18 protein-coding genes are annotated in these 20,377 nt (G+C 51.5%); 5 read left to right on the forward strand and 13 right to left on the reverse strand.

Features of this window, described 5'->3' with window-relative positions; translation table 11 throughout:
* Nucleotides 1-38: 38 nt before the first annotated feature.
* From psiF to ACLJXE_RS06425, 4 genes are all read right to left on the reverse strand, one after another.
* Nucleotides 39-359, reverse strand: a complete 321-nt coding sequence (psiF, locus tag ACLJXE_RS06410) for a phosphate starvation-inducible protein PsiF (RefSeq protein WP_048212462.1) — start codon at nt 357-359, stop codon at nt 39-41.
* Between the two features lie 147 nt (nt 360-506).
* Nucleotides 507-1,922, reverse strand: a complete 1,416-nt coding sequence (phoA, locus tag ACLJXE_RS06415; RefSeq protein WP_286628538.1) for an alkaline phosphatase — start codon at nt 1,920-1,922, stop codon at nt 507-509.
* Nucleotides 1,923-2,026: 104 nt separating this feature from the next.
* The gene (locus ACLJXE_RS06420) at nt 2,027-2,269 is read right to left on the reverse strand and encodes a sigma-S stabilization anti-adapter protein IraP (RefSeq protein ID WP_410750390.1); all 243 of its coding nucleotides are present in this window, start codon (nt 2,267-2,269) and stop codon (nt 2,027-2,029) included.
* Nucleotides 2,270-2,517: 248 nt separating this feature from the next.
* Nucleotides 2,518-3,714, reverse strand: coding sequence for a multidrug efflux MFS transporter (locus ACLJXE_RS06425; protein ID WP_323604994.1), 1,197 nt, complete (start codon nt 3,712-3,714; stop codon nt 2,518-2,520).
* Between the two features lie 301 nt (nt 3,715-4,015).
* Here ACLJXE_RS06425 and ddlA point away from each other — a divergent pair, with 301 nt between their 5' ends.
* The gene (gene ddlA / locus ACLJXE_RS06430; RefSeq protein ID WP_410750391.1) at nt 4,016-5,110 is read left to right on the forward strand and encodes a D-alanine--D-alanine ligase; all 1,095 of its coding nucleotides are present in this window, start codon (nt 4,016-4,018) and stop codon (nt 5,108-5,110) included.
* Between the two features lie 25 nt (nt 5,111-5,135).
* On the opposite strand, the gene ACLJXE_RS06435 is transcribed toward ddlA, so the two are convergent.
* Nucleotides 5,136-5,357, reverse strand: a complete 222-nt coding sequence (locus ACLJXE_RS06435; RefSeq protein WP_019076140.1) for a DUF2754 domain-containing protein — start codon at nt 5,355-5,357, stop codon at nt 5,136-5,138.
* 263 nt (nt 5,358-5,620) lie between these two features.
* Between ACLJXE_RS06435 and ACLJXE_RS06440 the strand changes: the two genes are divergently transcribed.
* Complete coding sequence (locus tag ACLJXE_RS06440; protein WP_048212467.1) at nt 5,621-5,944, forward strand: YaiY family protein; 324 nt, start codon at nt 5,621-5,623, stop codon at nt 5,942-5,944.
* Here ACLJXE_RS06440 and ACLJXE_RS06445 read toward each other — a convergent pair.
* Entirely contained in the window at nt 5,929-7,032 is a 1,104-nt protein-coding gene (locus ACLJXE_RS06445) for a DUF1615 domain-containing protein (RefSeq protein ID WP_410750392.1), read from the reverse strand. The two genes, ACLJXE_RS06440 and ACLJXE_RS06445, sit on opposite strands and share 16 nt — an antisense overlap.
* Nucleotides 7,033-7,046: 14 nt before the next feature.
* Nucleotides 7,047-8,267, reverse strand: a complete 1,221-nt coding sequence (gene sbmA, locus ACLJXE_RS06450; RefSeq protein WP_040232769.1) for a peptide antibiotic transporter SbmA — start codon at nt 8,265-8,267, stop codon at nt 7,047-7,049.
* Between the two features lie 381 nt (nt 8,268-8,648).
* Here sbmA and ampH point away from each other — a divergent pair, with 381 nt between their 5' ends.
* Nucleotides 8,649-9,806, forward strand: coding sequence for a D-alanyl-D-alanine-carboxypeptidase/endopeptidase AmpH (gene ampH, locus ACLJXE_RS06455; RefSeq protein WP_410750393.1), 1,158 nt, complete (start codon nt 8,649-8,651; stop codon nt 9,804-9,806).
* Nucleotide 9,807: 1 nt separating this feature from the next.
* Here the strand turns inward: ampH and iprA are convergent, their stop codons facing one another.
* Nucleotides 9,808-10,431 (reverse strand): hydrogen peroxide resistance inhibitor IprA, encoded by a 624-nt coding sequence (gene iprA / locus ACLJXE_RS06460; protein ID WP_410750475.1) that lies wholly within the window; start codon nt 10,429-10,431, stop codon nt 9,808-9,810.
* Between the two features lie 84 nt (nt 10,432-10,515).
* Nucleotides 10,516-13,422 (reverse strand): autotransporter adhesin EhaB, encoded by a 2,907-nt coding sequence (gene ehaB, locus ACLJXE_RS06465; protein WP_410750394.1) that lies wholly within the window; start codon nt 13,420-13,422, stop codon nt 10,516-10,518.
* Between the two features lie 512 nt (nt 13,423-13,934).
* On the opposite strand from ehaB, the gene hemB reads away from it, so the two are divergent.
* Both hemB and ACLJXE_RS06475 read left to right on the forward strand, forming a co-directional pair.
* Nucleotides 13,935-14,909 carry a porphobilinogen synthase gene (gene hemB / locus ACLJXE_RS06470; RefSeq protein ID WP_137384668.1) on the forward strand — a complete coding sequence of 325 codons (975 nt, stop codon included), beginning with the start codon at nt 13,935-13,937 and terminating at the stop codon, nt 14,907-14,909.
* 112 nt (nt 14,910-15,021) lie between these two features.
* Nucleotides 15,022-16,737, forward strand: coding sequence for a lysophospholipid acyltransferase family protein (locus ACLJXE_RS06475; protein ID WP_410750395.1), 1,716 nt, complete (start codon nt 15,022-15,024; stop codon nt 16,735-16,737).
* Between the two features lie 58 nt (nt 16,738-16,795).
* On the opposite strand, the gene tauD is transcribed toward ACLJXE_RS06475, so the two are convergent.
* The 4 genes from tauD to tauA are packed head-to-tail and all read right to left on the reverse strand — an operon-like array spanning nt 16,796 to nt 20,210.
* Nucleotides 16,796-17,647, reverse strand: a complete 852-nt coding sequence (gene tauD / locus ACLJXE_RS06480) for a taurine dioxygenase (RefSeq protein ID WP_410750396.1) — start codon at nt 17,645-17,647, stop codon at nt 16,796-16,798.
* Nucleotides 17,644-18,471, reverse strand: coding sequence for a taurine ABC transporter permease TauC (gene tauC / locus ACLJXE_RS06485; RefSeq protein WP_286628547.1), 828 nt, complete (start codon nt 18,469-18,471; stop codon nt 17,644-17,646). Before tauC ends, tauD begins: the two co-directional genes overlap by 4 nt.
* Nucleotides 18,468-19,235 carry a taurine ABC transporter ATP-binding subunit gene (tauB, locus tag ACLJXE_RS06490; protein WP_286628548.1) on the reverse strand — a complete coding sequence of 256 codons (768 nt, stop codon included), beginning with the start codon at nt 19,233-19,235 and terminating at the stop codon, nt 18,468-18,470. Before tauB ends, tauC begins: the two co-directional genes overlap by 4 nt.
* A gap of 12 nt (nt 19,236-19,247) precedes the next feature.
* On the reverse strand, nt 19,248-20,210 hold the full coding sequence (tauA, locus tag ACLJXE_RS06495; protein ID WP_286628549.1) for a taurine ABC transporter substrate-binding protein: 963 nt from the start codon (nt 20,208-20,210) through the stop codon (nt 19,248-19,250).
* Nucleotides 20,211-20,377 lie beyond the last annotated feature (167 nt).

The raw sequence follows: 20,377 nt of genomic DNA on the forward strand, positions 1-20,377 counted from the left end.
ATTTCGGGTGAGCGATTTTATCCGCTCACCCGTATGTATTACGCAGCTTTTTTCAGGCAAGCGCTCATAAATTTTTTACGATCGTCGCCTTTCAGCGACTGCTCTGTTGCCTGAACATTGCATTCACGCATTTTCTGCTGCTGCGGCGTCAGACTCTTTTCATCAGGCGCAGACTTACTGTTTTTCAGGCAATCACTCATATATGTCTTCCGGGCATCCCCTTTTAAGGTCTGCGCCGTCGCCTGCTGGTTGCAGGTGGTCATACGCTGTTGTTGCGGGGTTAGCGTCTTCTCGGCAGCACCGACAGTAGTTAAGAAAACCAGGCCAAACAATAGGGTAACGAGCAATGTTATTTTCATAGCACCATCCTGTTGTGAGTATTCACTCTACACGTCACCTTTCAAGCGACCTCGATGTTGGCTGCCTGAAGGATGACGTGTAGTAAGTCTGGTTGCTGACGCAAAAATAGCCACCTCATTATTAAAATTAAGTGACCAAATAGCCGGTTACTTCAGCCCTAACGCCGCTTTCATGGTGTAAAACAGGTCGGTCTGATCGGTCAGGCCGACCACATTCGCCGCATGCGGGCCATAGGCGGCAATACGCAACTGGCTGCCGGTATGCTCCTGTGATTCCTCTTCCGAGTTGCCATAGCTGATAACCATCACCGCGCCATCTTTGGTATTCAGCGCCTGAGTCAGGCCAGGGGCTTTGGTGTCTGGCGCAACAATCTGGCTGGCATGCGCGTGGTCAGCAGTCACGACGACCAGCGTATTGCCGTCTTTCTTCGCGAAAGCCAGCGCGCGCTGCACGGCTTCATCCAGATCGACCGTTTCACCAATCTGACCACACGGGTTTGCGGCGTGATCCTGCTTATCGATGGACGCGCCTTCTACCTGCAGGAAAAAGCCTTTTTCATTCTTGCTTAATAGCTCAATCGCTTTATCCGTCATCTGCGCAAGCGTTGGTACCGTGTCGTTACGTTTTGGATTTGGCGTACAGGTCACGGCTGGCTTATCAAGGTTACCGTGGTAAGACGCTTTTGGCCCTTCCCAGCGTACCGGCATGTTGCCGTCAGAGAACAAGCCTAACAGCGGTTTATCCTGATTCGCTTCGGTAATGGCTGCAAGCGTCGCGGTATCACTGACCATCTGATAACCACGGGCCTGAGCCTGCTCACGCAGCGTTTTACCCTGCCACTCGCCCGCTGCAGCGGTCTCAGCAAAGGTTTTTGCCCCGCCACCCAGCGTAACATCAGCGCGGGCATTCAATAATTGTTCGGTGATTGACCCTTTTCCGCCTTTTTCCAGCGCATTCGTCGGGCATTTCTCAGCGGTGACGCTCGGACCGTAACATTTACGCGACGTCACATGTGCAACCAGCGCGGCGGGGGTGGCATCCTGCAATTCAGCAGTAGATACGTTGCCTGTCGCCAGACCGGCAGCTTTGGCCATTTCCAGAATAGTGGCGTGATCTTTTTCGTGAATATCAACGCCCAGCGCACCGTTATATGTTTTAACCCCGGTCGTCCATGCCGTCGCAGAGGCTGCAGAATCGGTCACATAGTCAGGTTTACCCGTTTTTTTATCCAACGCGTAGTGCGTGTATTGTCCGGTCAGGGGGAGCGCATCAATACCTTTAAAAAAACCACCCGCGCCTTCAGCATAATTTCGCGCAGCGGTAATTTCCGAGTCTCCCATACCATCGCCGATCAATAAAATAATATTTTTGGCTGGTTTATCGCTCAAAGAATCTCGTAGTGCTGCCGTTTGATCAGTCGTTAATCGACGCGCGCCACCCGGTGTGGTGATATCTCCCTGTGCGGCACGATTATCCATAGCCACTACGGTAGATGTTTCTGCATTAATAACCGGGGTAAACAGCAAAGGTAACAGGGCAATAGCGAGTGCGCTTTGTTTCACTTTATTTTCTCCATGTACAAATACGGTAAAATTAAAACAAAGCGACTATAAGTATTTGATGTGACACTTTTATGATAATTCGTGGATAAGTATCTGCAGATATCTCAACACGTTTTGGGTAGGTTCTCGCCAGCACTTTGCATAGTCGTTAGAAACGCGGGCATTTGGCTTACCCCTGCCAGCGCGCCTTCTATTTGACGAATCAGTGTTTGCTGCTCATTTATTGCCATGTTGCGTAGCATTTCCATGATGACCCGCTCCAACGTTGCGACTTGCGCGGCCAGGTTTTGCGACTCTTCTTCTTTTTGGGCGAGCTTAAGTAACAACTCAGTGATGAGATTTTTCATTTTCGTATTCCCTTAACCAAATAAAGGCCACGTTATCACTAAGACTCACAACTTCCTAGAGGATGAAAGTTGTATTTATTGCAGAAATAAAACGTTTTGCGAAAACAATCACAACACAAAATAAGGGGGAATGACGCTTACTGCAGAATAATTCAATATAAAAGGGTAAGGAGATTAATAGTCACCCTGATATATAATCTTCAATTATGGATTAACAACGCTGGCAACCCGCGTTGTTAATCCGCCATTCAGCGAGCGAGACGCCGGCGTCGCAACGCGATAGCCAGTTGCCAGATGTTAATAAGCACAATGCTCGCGGTAGCAATAAAGACCCAGCGGAAACCCGCCATTGCCGATACGGTTGCGCCCATCAAGGGTCCAGCGACGTTTCCAAGATACATAAACGACTGATTATACCCAAAGATGCGCCCGGTAATCTGCTCACTGGAGTATTTCACTAATAGCGTTTGCACCGCAGGCAGCATTGCGCCATCGGCAAAGCCGAGCAGAAAACGTAATATCCCTAACTGCAACGGAGTGGTAACCCATGACATGGCGAAAAACAGCACCACGGCGAAGATGAGCGTTGCCATTAGAATCCGTTCAGTACCAATTCTGTCACCCAACTTTCCAAGACGCGGTGCTGAAATCAAAGCGGATATGCCGGGAACCGAGGCAATCAGCCCACTGAGAAAAGCTATATTTGAGCTATCTGGCACCATCGATTTGATAAACAGCGCCAAAATGGGGCCAATAGAGCCGTTACACAGTTGAATCACCATGGTGGTAAAAAACAGGCTAATAACCAGCGCGGGATACGGTAACGAAGCAAAAACAGCTTTTCCGCTTAAACGCTCGCTTTTTTTAATCGTCGGACGGACACCCTCTTTAATTAAGAACAGTGTGACCAAAAAACTCACCACCAACAGCGCGGCGGTAATGCAAAATACTGCACGTAAGCCAACATGGTCAGCAATAAAACCGCCCATCAGCGGCCCGCCAATCACCCCACTAATTTGCGCCGTTGAGAGCGTACTCAACGCCCAACCACTACGCTCGCGCGGGACTTGCGACGCCACCAACGCCATCGCATTAGGAATATATCCCGATGTTAACCCCATCACTCCTCGCAGCAGAAAAAGCTGCCAGACGTTCGTTGCAAATGCCTGCAGCAAAATGGCAATTGCCATACCCAGCGAGGCCCGTAACAGCATCAGCTTACGCCCTTTACGGTCAGCTAAACTGCCCCACATCGGTGAAACAATGGCAGAAATAAGAAACGTGACGCTAAACGTTAACCCGGACCACATTGAGAGCGCTTCGTGCGAGGTGACGCCCAGTTGGGAGATATAGAGCGGTAGAAAAGGCAGGATTTGGCTGATCGCCAGGCCGGTGAAAAAGCAACCGAACCACACGGAAATAAGGTTAACTCTCCAGGATTCCATAAGGACTCATAACGGTAATTAGCTGAAAACTGCGAGCAGCTTAACAAATTACGCCTTCAAACGAGGGCCCAGAGGTGCGATGTTTCACAGTTTAGTATTTTATCTCCCCGCTCATCATATTTGTGACATTCATCACATCAAATCCACATTGTATGCAGGGGATTATGCTTCGAACATGACCTGTAGATTTGTGCGTATTCATTCCCGGGTAATCCACCAAAACAATCTGCCAGAAGCCGAGGAATCCTGCGTTTTGTCGTGGTAATGTATGTGCTTTGCATTCAAGGAATGGGTTTTTAAGATGGCAAAGTTGCGAGTAGGAATCGTATTTGGTGGTAAATCAGCGGAACATGAAGTGTCATTGCAATCGGCAAAAAATATTGTCGATGCCATCGACAAGACTCGCTTTGACGTTGTGCTGTTAGGTATTGATAAACAAGGGCAGTGGCACGTGAGCGATGCCAGCAACTATCTGCTCAACTCTGACGATCCGGCACGCATTGCGTTGCGTCCTTCCACGACCAGCCTGGCGCAGGTACCGGGTAAACAAGAACAGCAGTTGATCGATGCTCAAAACGGCCAGCCACTGCCTACGGTCGATGTTATTTTCCCTATCGTGCACGGCACGCTGGGTGAAGATGGTTCACTGCAAGGCATGCTGCGCGTGGCGAATTTACCGTTCGTCGGTTCTGATGTGCTGGGTTCTGCGGCCTGCATGGATAAAGACGTCACCAAACGTCTGCTGCGCGATGCCGGATTAAACATCGCGCCATTTATTACGCTCACCCGCGCCAATCGCAACAGCATCAGCTTTGCTGAGGTCGAATCGCGTCTGGGTCTGCCGCTGTTTGTGAAGCCAGCCAATCAGGGATCATCCGTTGGCGTCAGCAAAGTCACCAGCGAAGCGCAATACGACCAGGCTGTTGCACTGGCGTTTGAGTTCGATCATAAAGTGGTGGTGGAACAAGGGATCAAAGGCCGCGAGATCGAGTGTGCGGTACTGGGTAACGATCACCCGCAGGCCAGCACCTGTGGCGAGATCGTCCTGAACAGCGATTTCTATGCTTACGATACCAAATATATTGACGATAACGGGGCCAAAGTCGTGGTTCCGGCGGCAATTGCGCCAGAAATTAACGACAAGATCCGTGAGATCGCTATTCAGGCTTACCAGACGCTGGGTTGCGCCGGGATGGCGCGGGTGGATGTGTTCCTGACCGCAGAGAATGATGTGGTGATCAATGAGATCAACACGCTGCCGGGCTTTACCAACATCAGTATGTATCCCAAACTGTGGCAGGCCAGCGGCTTAGGCTATACCGATTTGATCACTCGCCTGATCGAACTGGCGCTGGAACGCCATGCGGCGGATAGCGCGCTGAAAACCAGTATGTAATCCCGCCAGGATGCCTGATAGACCTCTATTGGGCATCCTTTGCTTCTTCTTCATCTTCCACGCGGCGACGGATAATTAATCCGGCCAGCCAAAAGCTAATCACCCAGGTGACCAGCCCTACCGCATAGGTTTGCCACCCCTGCGCTTCAAAACCGAGTAAGCCCACCACGCCGTTGAGAATAAAGATAAGCCCAATAGCGAAGGCATAATAGTGCCAGTCTCGGCGGATTTTAACAGGCAGGTTCATAACGGCTCCGGTGGATATACAACATGACAACGCATCCTCGCACATTTCCTCATACACGTCTGTGGCCTGTGCGGAATTTCTGAAATGTAAATTAATTTCACTTAAGGTTGCGTAATTGTGACGATCAGCAAAAAACCGAAATCCAGGAATAATCTCTACCTGAAATTACCATCATTCTGATATTGACATTGCCGATCACCTGTCAGACTCACTGTCAGTTCCAGGCAATACGTCAAAAAAGCAGGTTATTTCCGGAGGTCTTTATGGCTGATTTTACGCTCTCAAAATCCCTGTTTAAGGGCAAGCATCGGGATACCTCCTCCCTACCCGGCAATATTGCGTATGCCGTTTTTGTCCTGTTTTGCTTCTGGGCCGGGGCTCAGGTTTTAAATCTGTTAGCCCATGCACCCGGTATCTATGAAGAACTGATGCAGCTACAGATGCAAGAAACCGGACGCCCGCGTGTTGAAATTGGCTTAGGCGTAGGCACCCTGTTTGGACTGATTCCCTTCCTCACTGGATGCCTTATCCTTGGCGTCATCGCGGCGGTGGTGCGCTGGCGCCATCGTCATCACAACGATGACTGACCCATACACTTCGCCCGACGATCGTCCACGCGTTTAGCAAACCATGCCGTGGTCAAATTACGCGTAATCTTCGGGCTTTCCAGTTGAATACCTGGCAGCATTTCCCGTGGTAACGCTTTTCCTGCCTTCGCTTCCGCCAGCTTATACATCTTCTCGTACAGCGCAGTCTCCTCGAAGGCCTGGCTGTCGCCTTTTTGCAACTGACGATGGATATCGCTCTCACTCATCCCCAGCTTCCCGGCAAGCTTGCGTACCGCCAGCTCCGTTTTACCCGGTTCTTTGCTGTTGTAGAGAATCAAATCCCCATCCAGCGCCAGCTTTACACCACTGGCTTTGCTGACGGCATTCTGAAACGCCGCATTACGGCTGGCGTACCATCCCGCATTAAAATCCGCGAAACGGAAGATGGGCGCGCTATAGTTCGCCGGGTAATTCAGCAAGTGATACGTGCCGAACCAGAGTCCACCGCGCAGAGTGAAGACTTCCTGACGTACCGTTCCGGCCATTTTCCACGGATACCCGGAAGCATGCTGTTCGGCAAACGCAATGCTGACCTGCATCGGTCCCCCGGTATGCACCGGGTTGAGCGAACCAAACAATGTCTGTCCCATCGGCACCATATTGATGAAATCATCAAAAATAGCGCTAAGCTGCTTTTCCGTCTTCACCGTATCCAGGCGCTCGCTGTAGCTTTTCCCATTTGGCGAGTTAATCTTCAGCGCGGTATGCACCACAAATAGCGGGATGTGCATACGCTCGGCACGACGATCGATCTCTTTCCAGGCGATTTTACTTAAGTTCGGCACGGCTGGATCCGCCTGGTAATTTGACTCCTGTTGCGCGACCGCCAGCACCGAACAGATATTTTCAACCGTCGGCGCCAGCTTCTGGCTTTCAAAGGTCTTCGCCAAATCCTGCGCCCACGCGTCCCGATCTTTTACGCTGGCGGGCATTTTCTGGCGCACCACGCTCGCCACATCAACGGCTTGCTCCCCCTTTTTTAATGGTTGCGCGGGTTGGCTACTACACCCCACCAGCACCAACACCGCCAGACCAGACCAAGGGTAAAGACGGGAAACCGTCGACATAACATCTCCTTTTGTTAGCTAAGCGTATGGGTAACAGCCTGAATTTCCTGACCATCCAGTTCACGTTCGAAACTGCGCAGACGCTTATAGATAGACATCAACTCAACCAGCGTCGTCCACGAATTAATCAAATACTGGAACGAGCCGCGTACCTGACCAAACACGTTGGTGATTTGCGTCATCAGACCGAGCGTAATCGTACCGGCAACAATCGATGGAAACAGCAGGAACAAACCGAAAACGTTATCAACCTGCAGGTAAAGAATACGGGCAATATTGAAGTACATATAGTGAAAATAGAGGCGAAAATAGTTTTGGCGCACCGCGTGGAACAGCTCGCGAACCGTCGGCGGCGTCGCGCGATTGCCATCATCTTCACCGTACACCAGCTCTTTACGGTACGCCGCTTCCACCCGCTGATTTTTGAACTCCAGCCCAGGCAGTTTGATCCCCACCACGGCCAACAGCCCGGTCCCCATCAACGACCAGACAATCGCGGCAATCACCAGACCGTAGGGAATATGTCCAACAATCGGCAGATCCGGGACATGCGCAGAGAGCGTAACCAGTACCGGCAGGAAGGCAATCAGCGTCATAATCGCGTTAATAAAACTCACGCCCATGTCTTCCAGCGTAGAAGCGAAACGCATGGTGTCTTCCTGCACACGCTGCGCCGCACCTTCGATATGACGCAGATGCTGCCAGTGCGCCATATAATGTTCGTTCATCGCGGTACGCCAGCGGAAGACGTAATGGCTGACGAAGAAGTTGTTCATCACGCCAATGACGACGGCTATCAGCGCAATCCCGAGAAAGATCCCCACTTCCTGATAGAACTGCTCAATTTTCACCTTATGCGGCGTGCTGAGCGCGGTTTGAATCAGGTCATAGAACGGCGCATACCATGCGTTGACGGCGACGCCGACTTCAACCAGAAACCAGGTGACGAAGATAATCAGCGAGGTACCGAGTATCGACCAGTACTGCCAGCGGTGCGGACTGTAGATAAACCAGAACAGCGCGAACACGCCAACGCACAGAATGTAGTACGCATAAAAAATCAGATAATCCAGCGACCAGAAACGGGCCGCGCTAATCGGTACGTCTCCCGACGCGCCGGTAATCTGTGCAACCCAGGCTCCCCCACCTGCTTGCCAGAATACAACAGCGACCAGTGCCCAAATAAATGCCGAAATAAAGAACGGCCCCGGCTTTGGGAAAAAAGACTTAAACATAGTGCTCTCCTGCTAACTTCTTATCGTTATGACGACTGCTGTGCATTTGCCACGGTGGTTTACCGCGGCAAGACGGCTTACGCCCAATAAACACAAGCTGAAACCGACAATTGTGACCAGAACCGACGCACTTAGTTCGCTCTCTGGTTTTGTAGAATTGTTTCTGCGGTTTTCACACCGACAGCGTTCCGGCATGTTCAGATTATTACAGCGTGAGATCACAAAAGCGAACATCCACTCTCCGGGAAAAGCCCACGTTTACTCATCGTTACGTTTTTCCCACTATCATTGGCTGATAAGCGCTTTGCAATATGCCAACGAGTAGTATAAATACGCATACGCACGTCATCTTTTATTTCCTCTAACTCATGGACACCACCGTTGAAACGTAGTCTGCTTTTTTCTGCCGCGCTGTGTGCGGCGTCATTGACATCTGTCCAGGCGGCACAGCCTATAACCGATCCCGTCTTTGCCTCTGACATCGTCGACCGTTATGCCGACCATATTTTCTACGGCAGCGGAGCGACAGGGATGGCGCTTGTGGTGATTGATGGTAATCAGCGCGTGTTTCGTAGTTTTGGTGAAACGCGCCCCGGCAATAATGTTCACCCGCAGTTGGATTCCGTCATTCGCATCGCGTCGTTGACCAAATTAATGACCAGCGAAATGTTAGTGAAATTACTCGATCAGGGCACAGTAAAACTCAACGATCCATTGAGTAAATATGCACCACCAGGTGCACGCGTTCCGACATATCAGGGAACGCCTATTACACTAGTGAATCTGGCGACGCACACCAGCGCACTGCCACGCGAGCAGCCTGGCGGCGCGGCAAAACGCCCGGTCTTTGTCTGGCCGACTCGCGAGCAACGCTGGAGCTATCTCTCTACCGCAACGCTAAAAGCCGCACCGGGCTCCCAGGCATCCTATTCGAACCTGGCGTTTGACCTGCTGGCCGATGCGCTGGGAACCGCGTCTGGCAAACCTTATCCGCAGTTGTTTGAAGAGAAAATCACCCGACCGCTCGGGATGAAAGACACCACCTTTACCCCGTCACCCGATCAGTGCGCACGCCTGATGGTCGCGGAAAAAGGCGCCAGCCCGTGTAACAATACGCTGGCGGCCATGGGCAGCGGCGGCGTCTATTCTACGCCCGGCGATATGATGCGCTGGATGCAACAGTATCTCTCCTCTGATTTTTATCATCGTAGCCAGCAGGCCGACCGGATGCAGACGCTGATTTATCAGCGTACGCAGTTAACTAAAGTGATAGGGATGGATGTTCCGGGTAGAGCCGATGCGCTAGGTTTGGGCTGGGTCTATATGGCGCCGAAGAATGGGCGTCCAGGAATTATTCAAAAAACCGGTGGTGGCGGTGGATTCATTACTTATATGGCGATGATCCCACAGCAAAACGTAGGAGCCTTTGTCGTGGTGACCCGCTCCCCGCTGACCCGCTTTACCGCGATGAGCGACGGAATCAACAATCTGGTGAGCGAACTGAGCGGCAACAAACCACAGGTCGTTCCCGCATCTTGATTTAGTACTCAGAAGGCAAATGGTTAACGCTTACCAGTTTGCCTTTATTCATTTCAATGTAACCTCCTTTACGCAGTGCCGCGAGGACTTCAGCGACAACAGAGCGTGAAATTCGCGTGCGCTGGTGAATATAATTCATAACGCCGATACGTAAGCGTAGCGTTTCGTCCCACTCCATCATGGTCATCAGCGTAGCCCGGATTTGCGCGTATGAATTATGTCCAATCAACTGTAAATCACGTAATTCCAGTATTTTATTTTGCCAGGCTAGCCAACAAAAAGCTTCCCGCCACAGTTGACATTGTTCAATTATCTTAATCGTTTGAGATGCTGGAAGATGATATCCAGAACAGTTACTTTCTGTCATTAATTTGTATTGCATATCATTTTTCATTACACCATCGGCAAGCCCCATGATAAAAGGAGCCTGTGCAATACCCACTAATATGTTCTCCTCTCGCCGCAAGGAAATCACACCATTTAAAATAATAACAGTGTCGTCTATTTTTATATCACTGGAACATATAATTTGTTTTTCATCATCAAATTCGAAATGAACACCATATTTCGATAAGCATTGATCAAGCTTATCAAATTCATAAAGGGGTTTACCCACAGATAACATTTGAGCATTCCTTGCGTTAATGCCCATCAAATCCTTGACGGGCATTTACATTAAATTACCGTTATTCTCTCACTGAGAAAGTTCTTACCAGGTATATTTAACACCTACGTTTGCAGACCAGTCTTGATCAACATCACCACCACCAAGATAATTGGCATCGGTGTAAGTGCTAAAGTTTTTGGTGAAGCTGAACTGAGTACCCAATCCAACACGTACCGCAGAACCTTCTACGCCGTTGTCGATGGAATCACCGTTTACGTCAGAATCATTATTAGAGTCGTCGTAAACATACGCCAGTTTGAAGTATGGAGTCAGTGCCTGATCTTCGCTGTAAGCGAAGGTATAACCGGCATCAATACCCAGTTCATAACGCATGCTGTCGTAGGACTGACCATCCACTTTCATGTCGTTGCTCAGCTTATAGTCATCACCAGACTGGAACAGACCAGATACGCTACCGTAAGGCGTCACGTAGCCAGCATCACTCAGTTTCAGATCATAACCCAGTTTCAAGCCAAAGCCCCAGGCATCAGAAGAACCGCTACCGTCAACGTACTGACCGTTGCTCATGTTAGCAGACAGATCGTTGTTAAAGTGAGAGTAGCTCATACTGCCGTCAACAAAGATGTTGTTGGCAAAATGCGCAGAAGAGTAGATGTAGGCAGTCTGGCTGTCCTGATCTACCTGACCAGTACGGTCGCTCATATCACCTTTCGCGAAACCTGCTGCAGCGCCGACAACCCACTTAGCATTGTTACCATCAATTTTGGAGTCAACACCAACCATGATGCCGTTAACGTCCTGATCGTAGTTAATGGTGCCGTTATCCGCGTCGAAGCTACCACCGAAGTAGCTCACCCAAGCGCCACCGTTATCTACCAGACCATGACGCGCGTTAGTCAGACGAGTACCGACGGTATCTTGTTCCAGGTTCCAGATATTGGTGTTAGCCGACGGGATGCTCAGTGCCATATTCGCGTAATCGGTCAGCGCCATCTGCTGCAGAACAACGGTGTTACCCTGCTGCTGTGCCTGATAGGTGTAAGCACCCAGGTCAGCTTTGTTAGCTGCAGAGAAGGTAGCAGTGCTGTTCTGATCGTTGACATAGATTAGCTCGTTGCCTTTGTAATCAGCAATAGAACCCTTACCTGTCGCGTTATCGATACGCACTTTATAGTTACCAGTTGCCGCCGCTACGTGGTCACCATAGTTATCAACTTCAGACTGATCGGCAGACGTATCGGAATCGCCGTTACCGTTGATAGTCAGGTGACCATCAGAGTTCATCGCGATCACGCCGTAACCGTAGTTAGCCTGAGTTTTGTCGTTAGTACGGTCGTTGGTCAAGTCAGCATTCAACACATAGTTGGTGCTGTTGATATCGAAAACACCCGCATTAACATGGTTGTAAGCGTCGGTGTAGCTGGTCAGGTTCAGCGTATCAACCTGCAATGCATCACCCGTACTGTTGCCAACATCCAGAACACCGTTGTTAGTAACGTTGATGGTATTTGCATAGAGGGCAGCACTACCAACACTCCAGCCAGCAGCAACATCATCAGCAATCGTGACGATACTGTTGTCAATAGACAGGGTATCTGTCGCAACATGACCATCTTCGTTGATGTTCAGTGCAGAAGCGCCGGTCAGAGCGATAGAGTCAGAAATCAGGGTAGAATCACCCACATTCACGACGGAACCGCTGTTGATGCTTAGGGTATCAATCAGAGAGGTTTTGGTCGTATCCCACTGTGACGCACCGTTCAATGTAACGTTGAACAAACCGCTCTGGTAAACGGCATTGCCAACCACATGACCATTTTCGTCATAATCGGTCGTATCGCTATCGATACCGTAGGTAGATAACGGCCACAGGCTGTTCGCCTCGATGTCGATAAGCGTTGCAGTCGCTTCGGTACCGGCGTTGTAATCAGTGACAACCTGATGTGCAGACATTGCCGCACCGACCCATTTGCTGCCATTGTTCAGAGTCAGATCCAGACGATCGGTGCCATCCCAACCATTAGTGTCGAGATCGCCATCCGCATCACGGTAGGTGTCAGCACCATGCGGGAAGAAGTTTTCGTCGAAGTTGCTGGAGAACAACACGTCGCCCATCAGGGTAGAATTATCAAACGTTGCAGTCGTCTGCATCGCGTTGTCAGCATTCGGATTTGCAATAACCGCTAATGCGATATCATCAGCATTCCAGTCAATGCCGTTGTAATCGCTGGCATTGCTGGTATTACCAAACCAACCTTCTGTTCCTTCATCAGACCATGAACCAGAGGTCACGGTAGAATCGCTGACTGCGATGGCGTTATTAAATACTTCGCCGCTGTTTACACCGGTGCTGACGGTGTTATCGTCAATATCTTGCCACTCATAACCCTGAGTCAGGGTAATACCTGCGACATGAGAGTTATTAGTGATAGACAGATCAACTTCTTGATCCAGAGTGATAGCCGTACCGAGTTGATAAACATCGACAACGTGTGAGTCAACGGCATCATTATACGAACCGTTATAGGTATAATGTTCGTAGTTGTCATCGATAGTAGAGTTATCAACGGACAGCGCCAGACGGTCATACGAATAATCACTCGCTATACGATCAACACAACTATCTGTCAGGCACTCAGAAGTGATCATACCGTGAATAGTGCTGTTTTTGATGGTCAGACTATTGGCATTGGTATTGGTTGAAACACCATCATCCAGATAGTAAGTAGAAATAACACCGTTAACGGTAGCGTTATTGATTACCGGATAAATATCACCGTTATAAATGCTATCGGTCGCGTAGTTATTCCAGCCTACATAACCATTATAATAAACATCGTCTTCATGAGTAGCGTCATTATAGTGGTGGAATGTGTTGTAGGTAGTGCCAGAGATGTCATTCGTTGCAGCATTTGCCTGAGAGGCGATTGCCAAAGTGCAAGCCAATGCTAATTGTGAGACTACAAGTTTCTTTTTCCAGGAGTGCATTTGTCATCCCTCCTCAGGGACGTAATATCGTTGATCCATCAATTATCAATGCATAGAAAACATATTATGTTTCGCGGAATGATTATGCGGCGTCATGGGTAAAAGGTTCAATTATTCTTTCCACCAAGTCCGAAATCGGACAATACTTACACCCCAACAAATGCCTTTACCAACAACCCAAAATAATTATATTTTTCATACAATTAATTCATAAAAAGACAGATAACTCATATGATAAACAAATGAATCGCAAAATAAACAGATAATTATTGAATAATTAAATACGTCTTTATTTAGACCACAAAAAAAAGAAAACACATCTATATTTAAAATAAAATAATAAATAATAATACCATTGGCAAATATGAATAAATTGTTATTCACATGAATATATTGCTCTAGCTATTCTCACATCCTCCAGAAAATGCAAGCATAAAACCCATTTTCGTAAAACGGCCACACACAGATTGAGGTATACTACGGCCTTCGATTTCACAAACATCAGGCATACCATGACAGACCTAATCCAACGCCCTCGCCGCCTGCGCAAATCCCCTGCGCTGCGCGCTATGTTTGAAGAGACAACACTGAGCTTAAATGACCTGGTGTTGCCGATCTTTGTTGAAGAAGAACTCGACGATTACAAAGCCATCGAGGCCATGCCCGGCGTGATGCGCATTCCGGAAAAACATCTGGCACGCGAGATTGAACGCATTGCCAACGCCGGAATCCGCTCGGTGATGACTTTCGGGATTTCCCACCACACCGATGACACTGGCAGCGACGCCTGGAAAGAAGACGGTTTGGTAGCGCGTATGTCGCGCATCTGCAAGCAGACCGTGCCGGAAATGATTGTCATGTCAGACACCTGCTTTTGCGAATACACCTCGCACGGCCACTGCGGCGTATTATGTGAACACGGCGTTGATAACGATTTAACCCTGGCCAATCTTGGCAAGCAGGCGGTGGTTGCCGCCGCTGCGGGTGCTGACTTCATCGCCCCTTCCGCCGCGATGGACGGCCAGGTACAGGCGATTCGCCAGGCGCTGGACGCGGCAGGCTTCACCGATACGGCGATCATGTCCTATTCCACCAAGTTTGCCTCTTCGTTCTACGGTCCGTTCCGTGAAGCCGCAGGTACTGCGCTGAAGGGCGATCGTAAAACCTATCAGATGAACCCGATGAACCGTCGCGAGGCAATCCGCGAATCATTGCTGGATGAAGCTCAGGGTGCAGACTGCCTGATGGTGAAACCGGCGGGCGCCTATCTGGATATCCTGCGCGATATCCGCGAGCGCACCGAACTGCCAATTGGTGCCTACCAGGTAAGTGGTGAATACGCGATGATTAAGTTCGCAGCCATGGCCGGTGCCATCGACGAAGAGAAAGTGGTGCTGGAAAGCTTAGGCTCGATCAAACGCGCGGGTGCAGATCTGATTTTCAGCTACTTCGCACGCGATCTGGCTGAGAAAAAAATCCTGCGTTAATTCCTTTCAACGCCCCGCACTGCGGGGCGTTTTATCATAAAACGTCACCAAACCGCCATCTAACCGACACATCGCCCTTCTACTGTCACAAAAGGACAGAGGAGGAGCCGCTATGTTTAGTCTCGACAATGTCATCGACGACCTGTGGCCAGAGGCGAGGCCCGCCCCGTGGCAAAAAAAAGTACTGAGAAAACTGTTACATGAAGAGGAATTCCAACAGTTTGCTGTTCGTCACCGCCATCTGAAAGGGTTAGATACCGTCGAACAGGTGCTGGAGCATCTCAACATTCACTGTCAAATTCCGGTCCGTAGTCTGGAACAAATTCCCGAACAAGGGCCGCTGGTTATCATCGCCAACCACCCTACCGGCACACTCGACGGCCTGGCCCTGCTGTACGCCGTCTCGCGCGTTCGCCGCGATGTTAAAGTCGTCACCAACCGCATGCTCACCCATCTCGAACCGCTCAGTTCGCTGTTTATTCCGGTGGATAATGTCAATGGCCGCACTGCTAAAGCGGCGCTACAGCTGATGGACCGACAGTTGCAAAACGGCGGTGTGCTGATCTTCTTCCCGGCCGGTGAAGTTTCGCGCATAACCCGGCGTGGCATTCACGATAAAAAATGGCACTCCGGCTTTATTAAGCTCGCCGCCAAATACCGCGCACCGCTCTTACCTGCATGGATTGAGGCACGTAACAGTACGCTGTTTTATGCCAGCACCCTGGTGTCGCAGAACCTGCCGATGCTGTTGTTAATGCAGCAGATGTTCCGCCGCCGGAACAGCAACCTGCCGGTGACCATTGGCGAGCAAATTGCGTGGTCGACATGGTACACCCCGCAAACCACGCCGCGAGAAATGACAGACAAGTGCTACCGACACGTTCAGCTACTGGGGAAAGGACTGCCGGGCATCTTTAAAACCGAAAGCGCGATCGCTCGCCCGGAACCCCGTGCCCTGCTCAAGCGCGAGCTACACCAGGCCGAGTGCCTGGGGCGTACAGCAGACGGTAAGGTTATCTATCTTTGGCAACGTAACGGTCAGGAAGAGGTTCCGTTGCTACGCGAGCTGGGCCGTCTGCGGGAAATCGCCTTCCGCGCGGTAGGTGAAGGCAGCGGCAGACGCCGCGACATCGACAGTTATGACGATGACTACCTGCATCTGATCCTGTGGGATGAAGACGATTTGGAGATCGTCGGTGCCTACCGCTTTATGCCGACCGCCCTACAGATGGAAAAGCGCGGGCTGGACGGCATTTACAGCTATAGCCTGTTTCATTACGACGAACGGATGGACGATATCCTCCGGCACGGCATTGAGCTGGGGCGCAGCTTTATTCAGCCACGCTACTGGGGACGCCGCGGGCTGGACTATCTGTGGTCCGGTATCGGCGCATATCTGGCGCGCCATCTCCACTATCGCTACCTGTTTGGCCCGGTCTCTATTTCCGGTGGGCTACCGCCTTCGGCCCGCGATTTGCTGGTTGCCTTTTATCGCCTGTGGTTTCCGGCAATGCATCCGCTGGCGGAGTCGCGCCGACCGTACCCAGCCTCGTTACCCGACGCACTGGCGCAGTTTGGCGGGGAAGATTACAGCGAAGACCTGACGCGGCTGAAGTCGCTACTCGGCAACCTTGGTTGTGGTATTCCACCACTCTACAAGCAATATTCCGAAGTGTGTGAGCCAGGTGGCGTACAGTTTATCGACTTTGGCAGCGACCCGGACTTTAACAACTGCGTGGATGGCCTGGTACTGGTGGATTTAACGTATCTGAAGGCAAATCGCTACCAGCGGTATATCGAACCGCATTTGGTTTCGCCGGCAGAATAAGACGTTTGTGTCGCCATTCGGCACGGTGCCGCATCGTGCCGAATGGTGTAATTCTCTGTTACGACGCACGATAGAACGGCTTATCCCCTAAAATCGTGGCCCGATGCATAATGCGCCGCTGCGGCAGATAATCCGCATTGGCGTAGTGCTGCGTCACGCGGTTATCCCAAATCGCCACATCGTCAGGCTGCCAGCGCCAGCGCACCTGAAACTCTGGTTTAGTGACATGCGCAAACAAGAACCCGAGTAGCGCTTCGCTCTCTTTCTCCGTGACATCCACAATCCGCGTAGTAAATCCCTCGTTCACAAACAGCGCCTGTTTACCGCTTACCGGATGCGTTCGCACCACCGGATGCAGCAACGGGGGATGTTTAGCGACCGCTTCCAGCCAGCGCTGGTGCTCTTCTTCCGTCTTACGGTATTTGTACTCCTGGAACGATTTGCGGAAATCATGCTCTGCCCGCAGGCCGCTCAGCAACTGACGAAACGGCTCAGAGAGCGCCTCATAAGCGGCAATTCCACTGGTCCACAGCGTATCGCCTCCGGTCGAAGGCAGCGTTTTTGCTGCCAGAATGGCCCCGGCTGGCGGCGTGTCGATAAAGGTCACATCGGTGTGCCAGTTATCGTTATCTGGCGGATTATCGTTGTGCGTATCCAGCACGATAATCTCCTCCACGTCCTCGGCGTGCGGGTAGACCGGATGAATATGCAGATCGCCAAAACGTAGTGCCAGCGCTCTCTGCTGCTGCGGCGTAATCCCCTGCTCACGCAGGAACACCACCTGATGGCGCAGCACCGCATGATAAAGCTGCTCAAACTGGTTATCGCTTAGCGGACGCGTCAGGTCCGCACCGGTAATTTGTGCGCCAATATACGGCCCCAGCGGGGTAATGCTCAGACGTTCACTCATTGTACTTCTCCATGCCAGGGCGTCAGACGACGCTGAAGCGCGCGCAGACCCAGTTCTAAAATAAAGGCGATAACGGCAATTACCGCGATCCCTGCCAGCACCACATCCGTTGCCAGAAATTCACCGGCGGACTGGACCATAAAACCCAAACCTCGCGTGGCGGCAATCAACTCCGCGGCTACCAGCGTTGACCAGCCGACACCCAGCCCGATGCGCAGCCCGGTCAGAATTTCAGGCAATGCACCGGGTAAAATAACAAACCACAGCACCTGCACGCGGCTGGCCCCTAGTGATTGTGCAGCGCGCACTCTTACCTGCTGCGCGCTGCGGACACCGGCCAGCGCCGACATCGCAACAGGCGCGAAAATCGCCAGGTAGATCAATAAGATCTTGGAGGTCTCACCGATACCAAACCAGATCACCATCAGCGGTAAATAGGCCAGCGGCGGAACCGGACGGTACAATTCAATGATCGGATCGAGAATGCCGCGAATTGTCGGGCTCAGTCCCATCGCGATCCCGACCGGAACACCCAGCAGCACGGCCGCCAGCAGCGCGATGACAATTCGCGCCAGGCTCGCTGCCAAATGTTGCCACAGCGTGGCATCCATAAATCCTTGTGGCCCGGCGATGGTGATCAACTTTTGCAGTACCTGACCGGGCGCGGGCAAAAACAGCGGGCTGATTAATTGCAGCGCTGCCACCGTCCACCACACCGCCAGAATGACGACCAACGTCCCAAGACTTAACGTTATCTGACGTGAAAACGGCCAGCGCCAGTTCAGCGTACGCTGTCGCGGTTTATCATTAATAACTACGCTCATGAGAACGCCTCCCGTTGCGCAAAGACGCGGCTTAACACGTACTCGCGCATGGCAATAAACTGCGGATCGGATTTAATGCTGCGGCTCGCTTCCCCGGCCACAAAGCGCCGGGCAAAGTTTAGCGGCAGACGCTCCATCACCCGACCAGGGCCGGATGAGAGCAGCACCAGCTCGGTGGCCATAAATACCGCTTCTTCAATATCGTGCGTAATTAACAACACCTGTTTACCGGTCTCATGCCAGAGCTTCAGCAGCAGGGTTTGCATCTGCTCGCGGGTAAACGCGTCAAGTGCACCAAACGGTTCATCGAGCAGCAGGAGCTGTGGATTGGCCGCCAGCGCCCGGGCAATGCCAACACGCTGACGCTGGCCGCCAGAAAGCTGCCAGATAAAACGCTTTCCTGCACCGTCCAGCCCTACTTTCTGCAACATCTCCTGGGCGATACGCTGACGCTGCACTTTCTCGACCCCTGCCAGTTGCAGACCAAAGGCCACATTATCCTGCACGTTACGCCAGGGCAGCAGACCTTCGTTCTGGAATACCACCCCGCGTTCCGCGCCCGGACCTTCCACCTTCATACCGGACAGCGTAATGCTGCCGTGCTGATACGGCACGAACCCGGCAATCAGATTTAGCAGCGTGGTTTTGCCGCAGCCGGAAGGCCCGAGTACCACCAGCAGTTCGCCGCTATCAAGCGTCAGATTGATATCGTCCAGCACCGTTTTTCCACCGTAGCTGGCTGCGAGATGAGAGATTTGCAGCATCAGCGCCTCCTTTTATTGCACGAAGCGATCGGTAACGTACTGGCTGTAATCCGTCGCGACAGCTGGCACTTTGCCCTGCTCTTTGAGGAACTGCGCAGTATCGACAATCGCTTTGTTTACCGGTCCGGTAAGCTCGGCGGTTTGCTGTTGCACAGTCAGGTAGGTATTCCCTTTCACCAGCCCCGGCACATCCGCCTCCGGTACGCCGCTTAAGCGCGACAGCTTGCTGATATTCTCCGGCTGTTTCAGCCATTCATCGGGGTTAGCAATATAGGGTTGCTGCGCATCAATCGCGCTTTTGGCAAAGGCTTTCACCACCTCGGGATGTTTCTCGGCAAAATCTTTACGCACCACCCACACGTCCAGCGTCGGCGCGCCCCACTCGCCAACCTTTTCAGAATCGGTTAATACCTTGCCATCTTTTTCCAGCGCATTGACGGCCGGCGCCCAGACGTAAGCACCATCAATATCGCCTCGCTGCCAGGCGGCAATAATTGCCGGCGGCTGCAGGTTCACAATCTCCACCTGACCGGGTTTGATACCCCAGTGTTTGAGCGCCGCCAGCAGGCTGTAATGGGTTGTGGAAATAAACGGCACGGCAATGCGTTTGCCGATCAAATCCTCCGGCTTACTGATATTTTTCTTCACGACCAGCGCTTCAGAGCTACCCAGTTTTGACGCCAGCAGGAAAACTTCAATCGGCACCTGTTGACTGGCAGCGACGGCCAGCGGGCTGGAGCCGAGATTGCCAATCTGCACATCGCCGGACGCCAGTGCGCGCACGATACTCGCCCCGCTGTCGAATTTTCGCCAGTCAACGGTGGCCCCGCTCTCTTTAGCAAAGGTGTTATCCGCCTGCGCCACTTTGGCCGGTTCGGCGGAGGTTTGATAGGCGACAGTGACGTTTACCGCCTGTGCCTGGAATGCCGCGAGTGCCAATGCGGCAATGAGTGTGATACGCGATGTTAGTGCCATAGTGTCTGCTCCCCTTATTTGTTATGGGTGCAGTATTTCCGGCGCGATGCGTTTGATGAAGTAATTAAAAATTCTGGCTAATAGCGATCTGTTTTTAGAAAAAAAGCAGCAATGGTTAGCGATTTTGCTCATTACAGATGGAATTCGTAAGCCTGATAAGCGCAGCG

Origin of the sequence: Citrobacter sp. U14242, from assembly GCF_046555775.1 — a bacterium.
Classification (GTDB): domain Bacteria; phylum Pseudomonadota; class Gammaproteobacteria; order Enterobacterales; family Enterobacteriaceae; genus Citrobacter.

What these genes read in the sequence shown, in the direction of transcription:
- tauB (WP_286628548.1), bottom strand. Translation starts at nt 19,235, where the DNA reads ATGCTGCAAATCTCTCATCTCGCAGCCAGCTACGGTGGAAAAACGGTG.
- ACLJXE_RS06440 (WP_048212467.1), top strand. Translation starts at nt 5,621, where the DNA reads ATGGCTGATTTTACGCTCTCAAAATCCCTGTTTAAGGGCAAGCATCGG.
- iprA (WP_410750475.1), bottom strand. Translation starts at nt 10,431, where the DNA reads ATGTTATCTGTGGGTAAACCCCTTTATGAATTTGATAAGCTTGATCAA.
- psiF (WP_048212462.1), bottom strand. Translation starts at nt 359, where the DNA reads ATGAAAATAACATTGCTCGTTACCCTATTGTTTGGCCTGGTTTTCTTA.
- tauA (WP_286628549.1), bottom strand. Translation starts at nt 20,210, where the DNA reads ATGGCACTAACATCGCGTATCACACTCATTGCCGCATTGGCACTCGCG.
- ddlA (WP_410750391.1), top strand. Translation starts at nt 4,016, where the DNA reads ATGGCAAAGTTGCGAGTAGGAATCGTATTTGGTGGTAAATCAGCGGAA.
- ACLJXE_RS06425 (WP_323604994.1), bottom strand. Translation starts at nt 3,714, where the DNA reads ATGGAATCCTGGAGAGTTAACCTTATTTCCGTGTGGTTCGGTTGCTTT.
- ACLJXE_RS06435 (WP_019076140.1), bottom strand. Translation starts at nt 5,357, where the DNA reads ATGAACCTGCCTGTTAAAATCCGCCGAGACTGGCACTATTATGCCTTC.
- tauC (WP_286628547.1), bottom strand. Translation starts at nt 18,471, where the DNA reads ATGAGCGTAGTTATTAATGATAAACCGCGACAGCGTACGCTGAACTGG.
- ehaB (WP_410750394.1), bottom strand. Translation starts at nt 13,422, where the DNA reads ATGCACTCCTGGAAAAAGAAACTTGTAGTCTCACAATTAGCATTGGCT.
- tauD (WP_410750396.1), bottom strand. Translation starts at nt 17,647, where the DNA reads ATGAGTGAACGTCTGAGCATTACCCCGCTGGGGCCGTATATTGGCGCA.
- ACLJXE_RS06420 (WP_410750390.1), bottom strand. Translation starts at nt 2,269, where the DNA reads ATGAAAAATCTCATCACTGAGTTGTTACTTAAGCTCGCCCAAAAAGAA.
- hemB (WP_137384668.1), top strand. Translation starts at nt 13,935, where the DNA reads ATGACAGACCTAATCCAACGCCCTCGCCGCCTGCGCAAATCCCCTGCG.
- ACLJXE_RS06475 (WP_410750395.1), top strand. Translation starts at nt 15,022, where the DNA reads ATGTTTAGTCTCGACAATGTCATCGACGACCTGTGGCCAGAGGCGAGG.
- sbmA (WP_040232769.1), bottom strand. Translation starts at nt 8,267, where the DNA reads ATGTTTAAGTCTTTTTTCCCAAAGCCGGGGCCGTTCTTTATTTCGGCA.
- ACLJXE_RS06445 (WP_410750392.1), bottom strand. Translation starts at nt 7,032, where the DNA reads ATGTCGACGGTTTCCCGTCTTTACCCTTGGTCTGGTCTGGCGGTGTTG.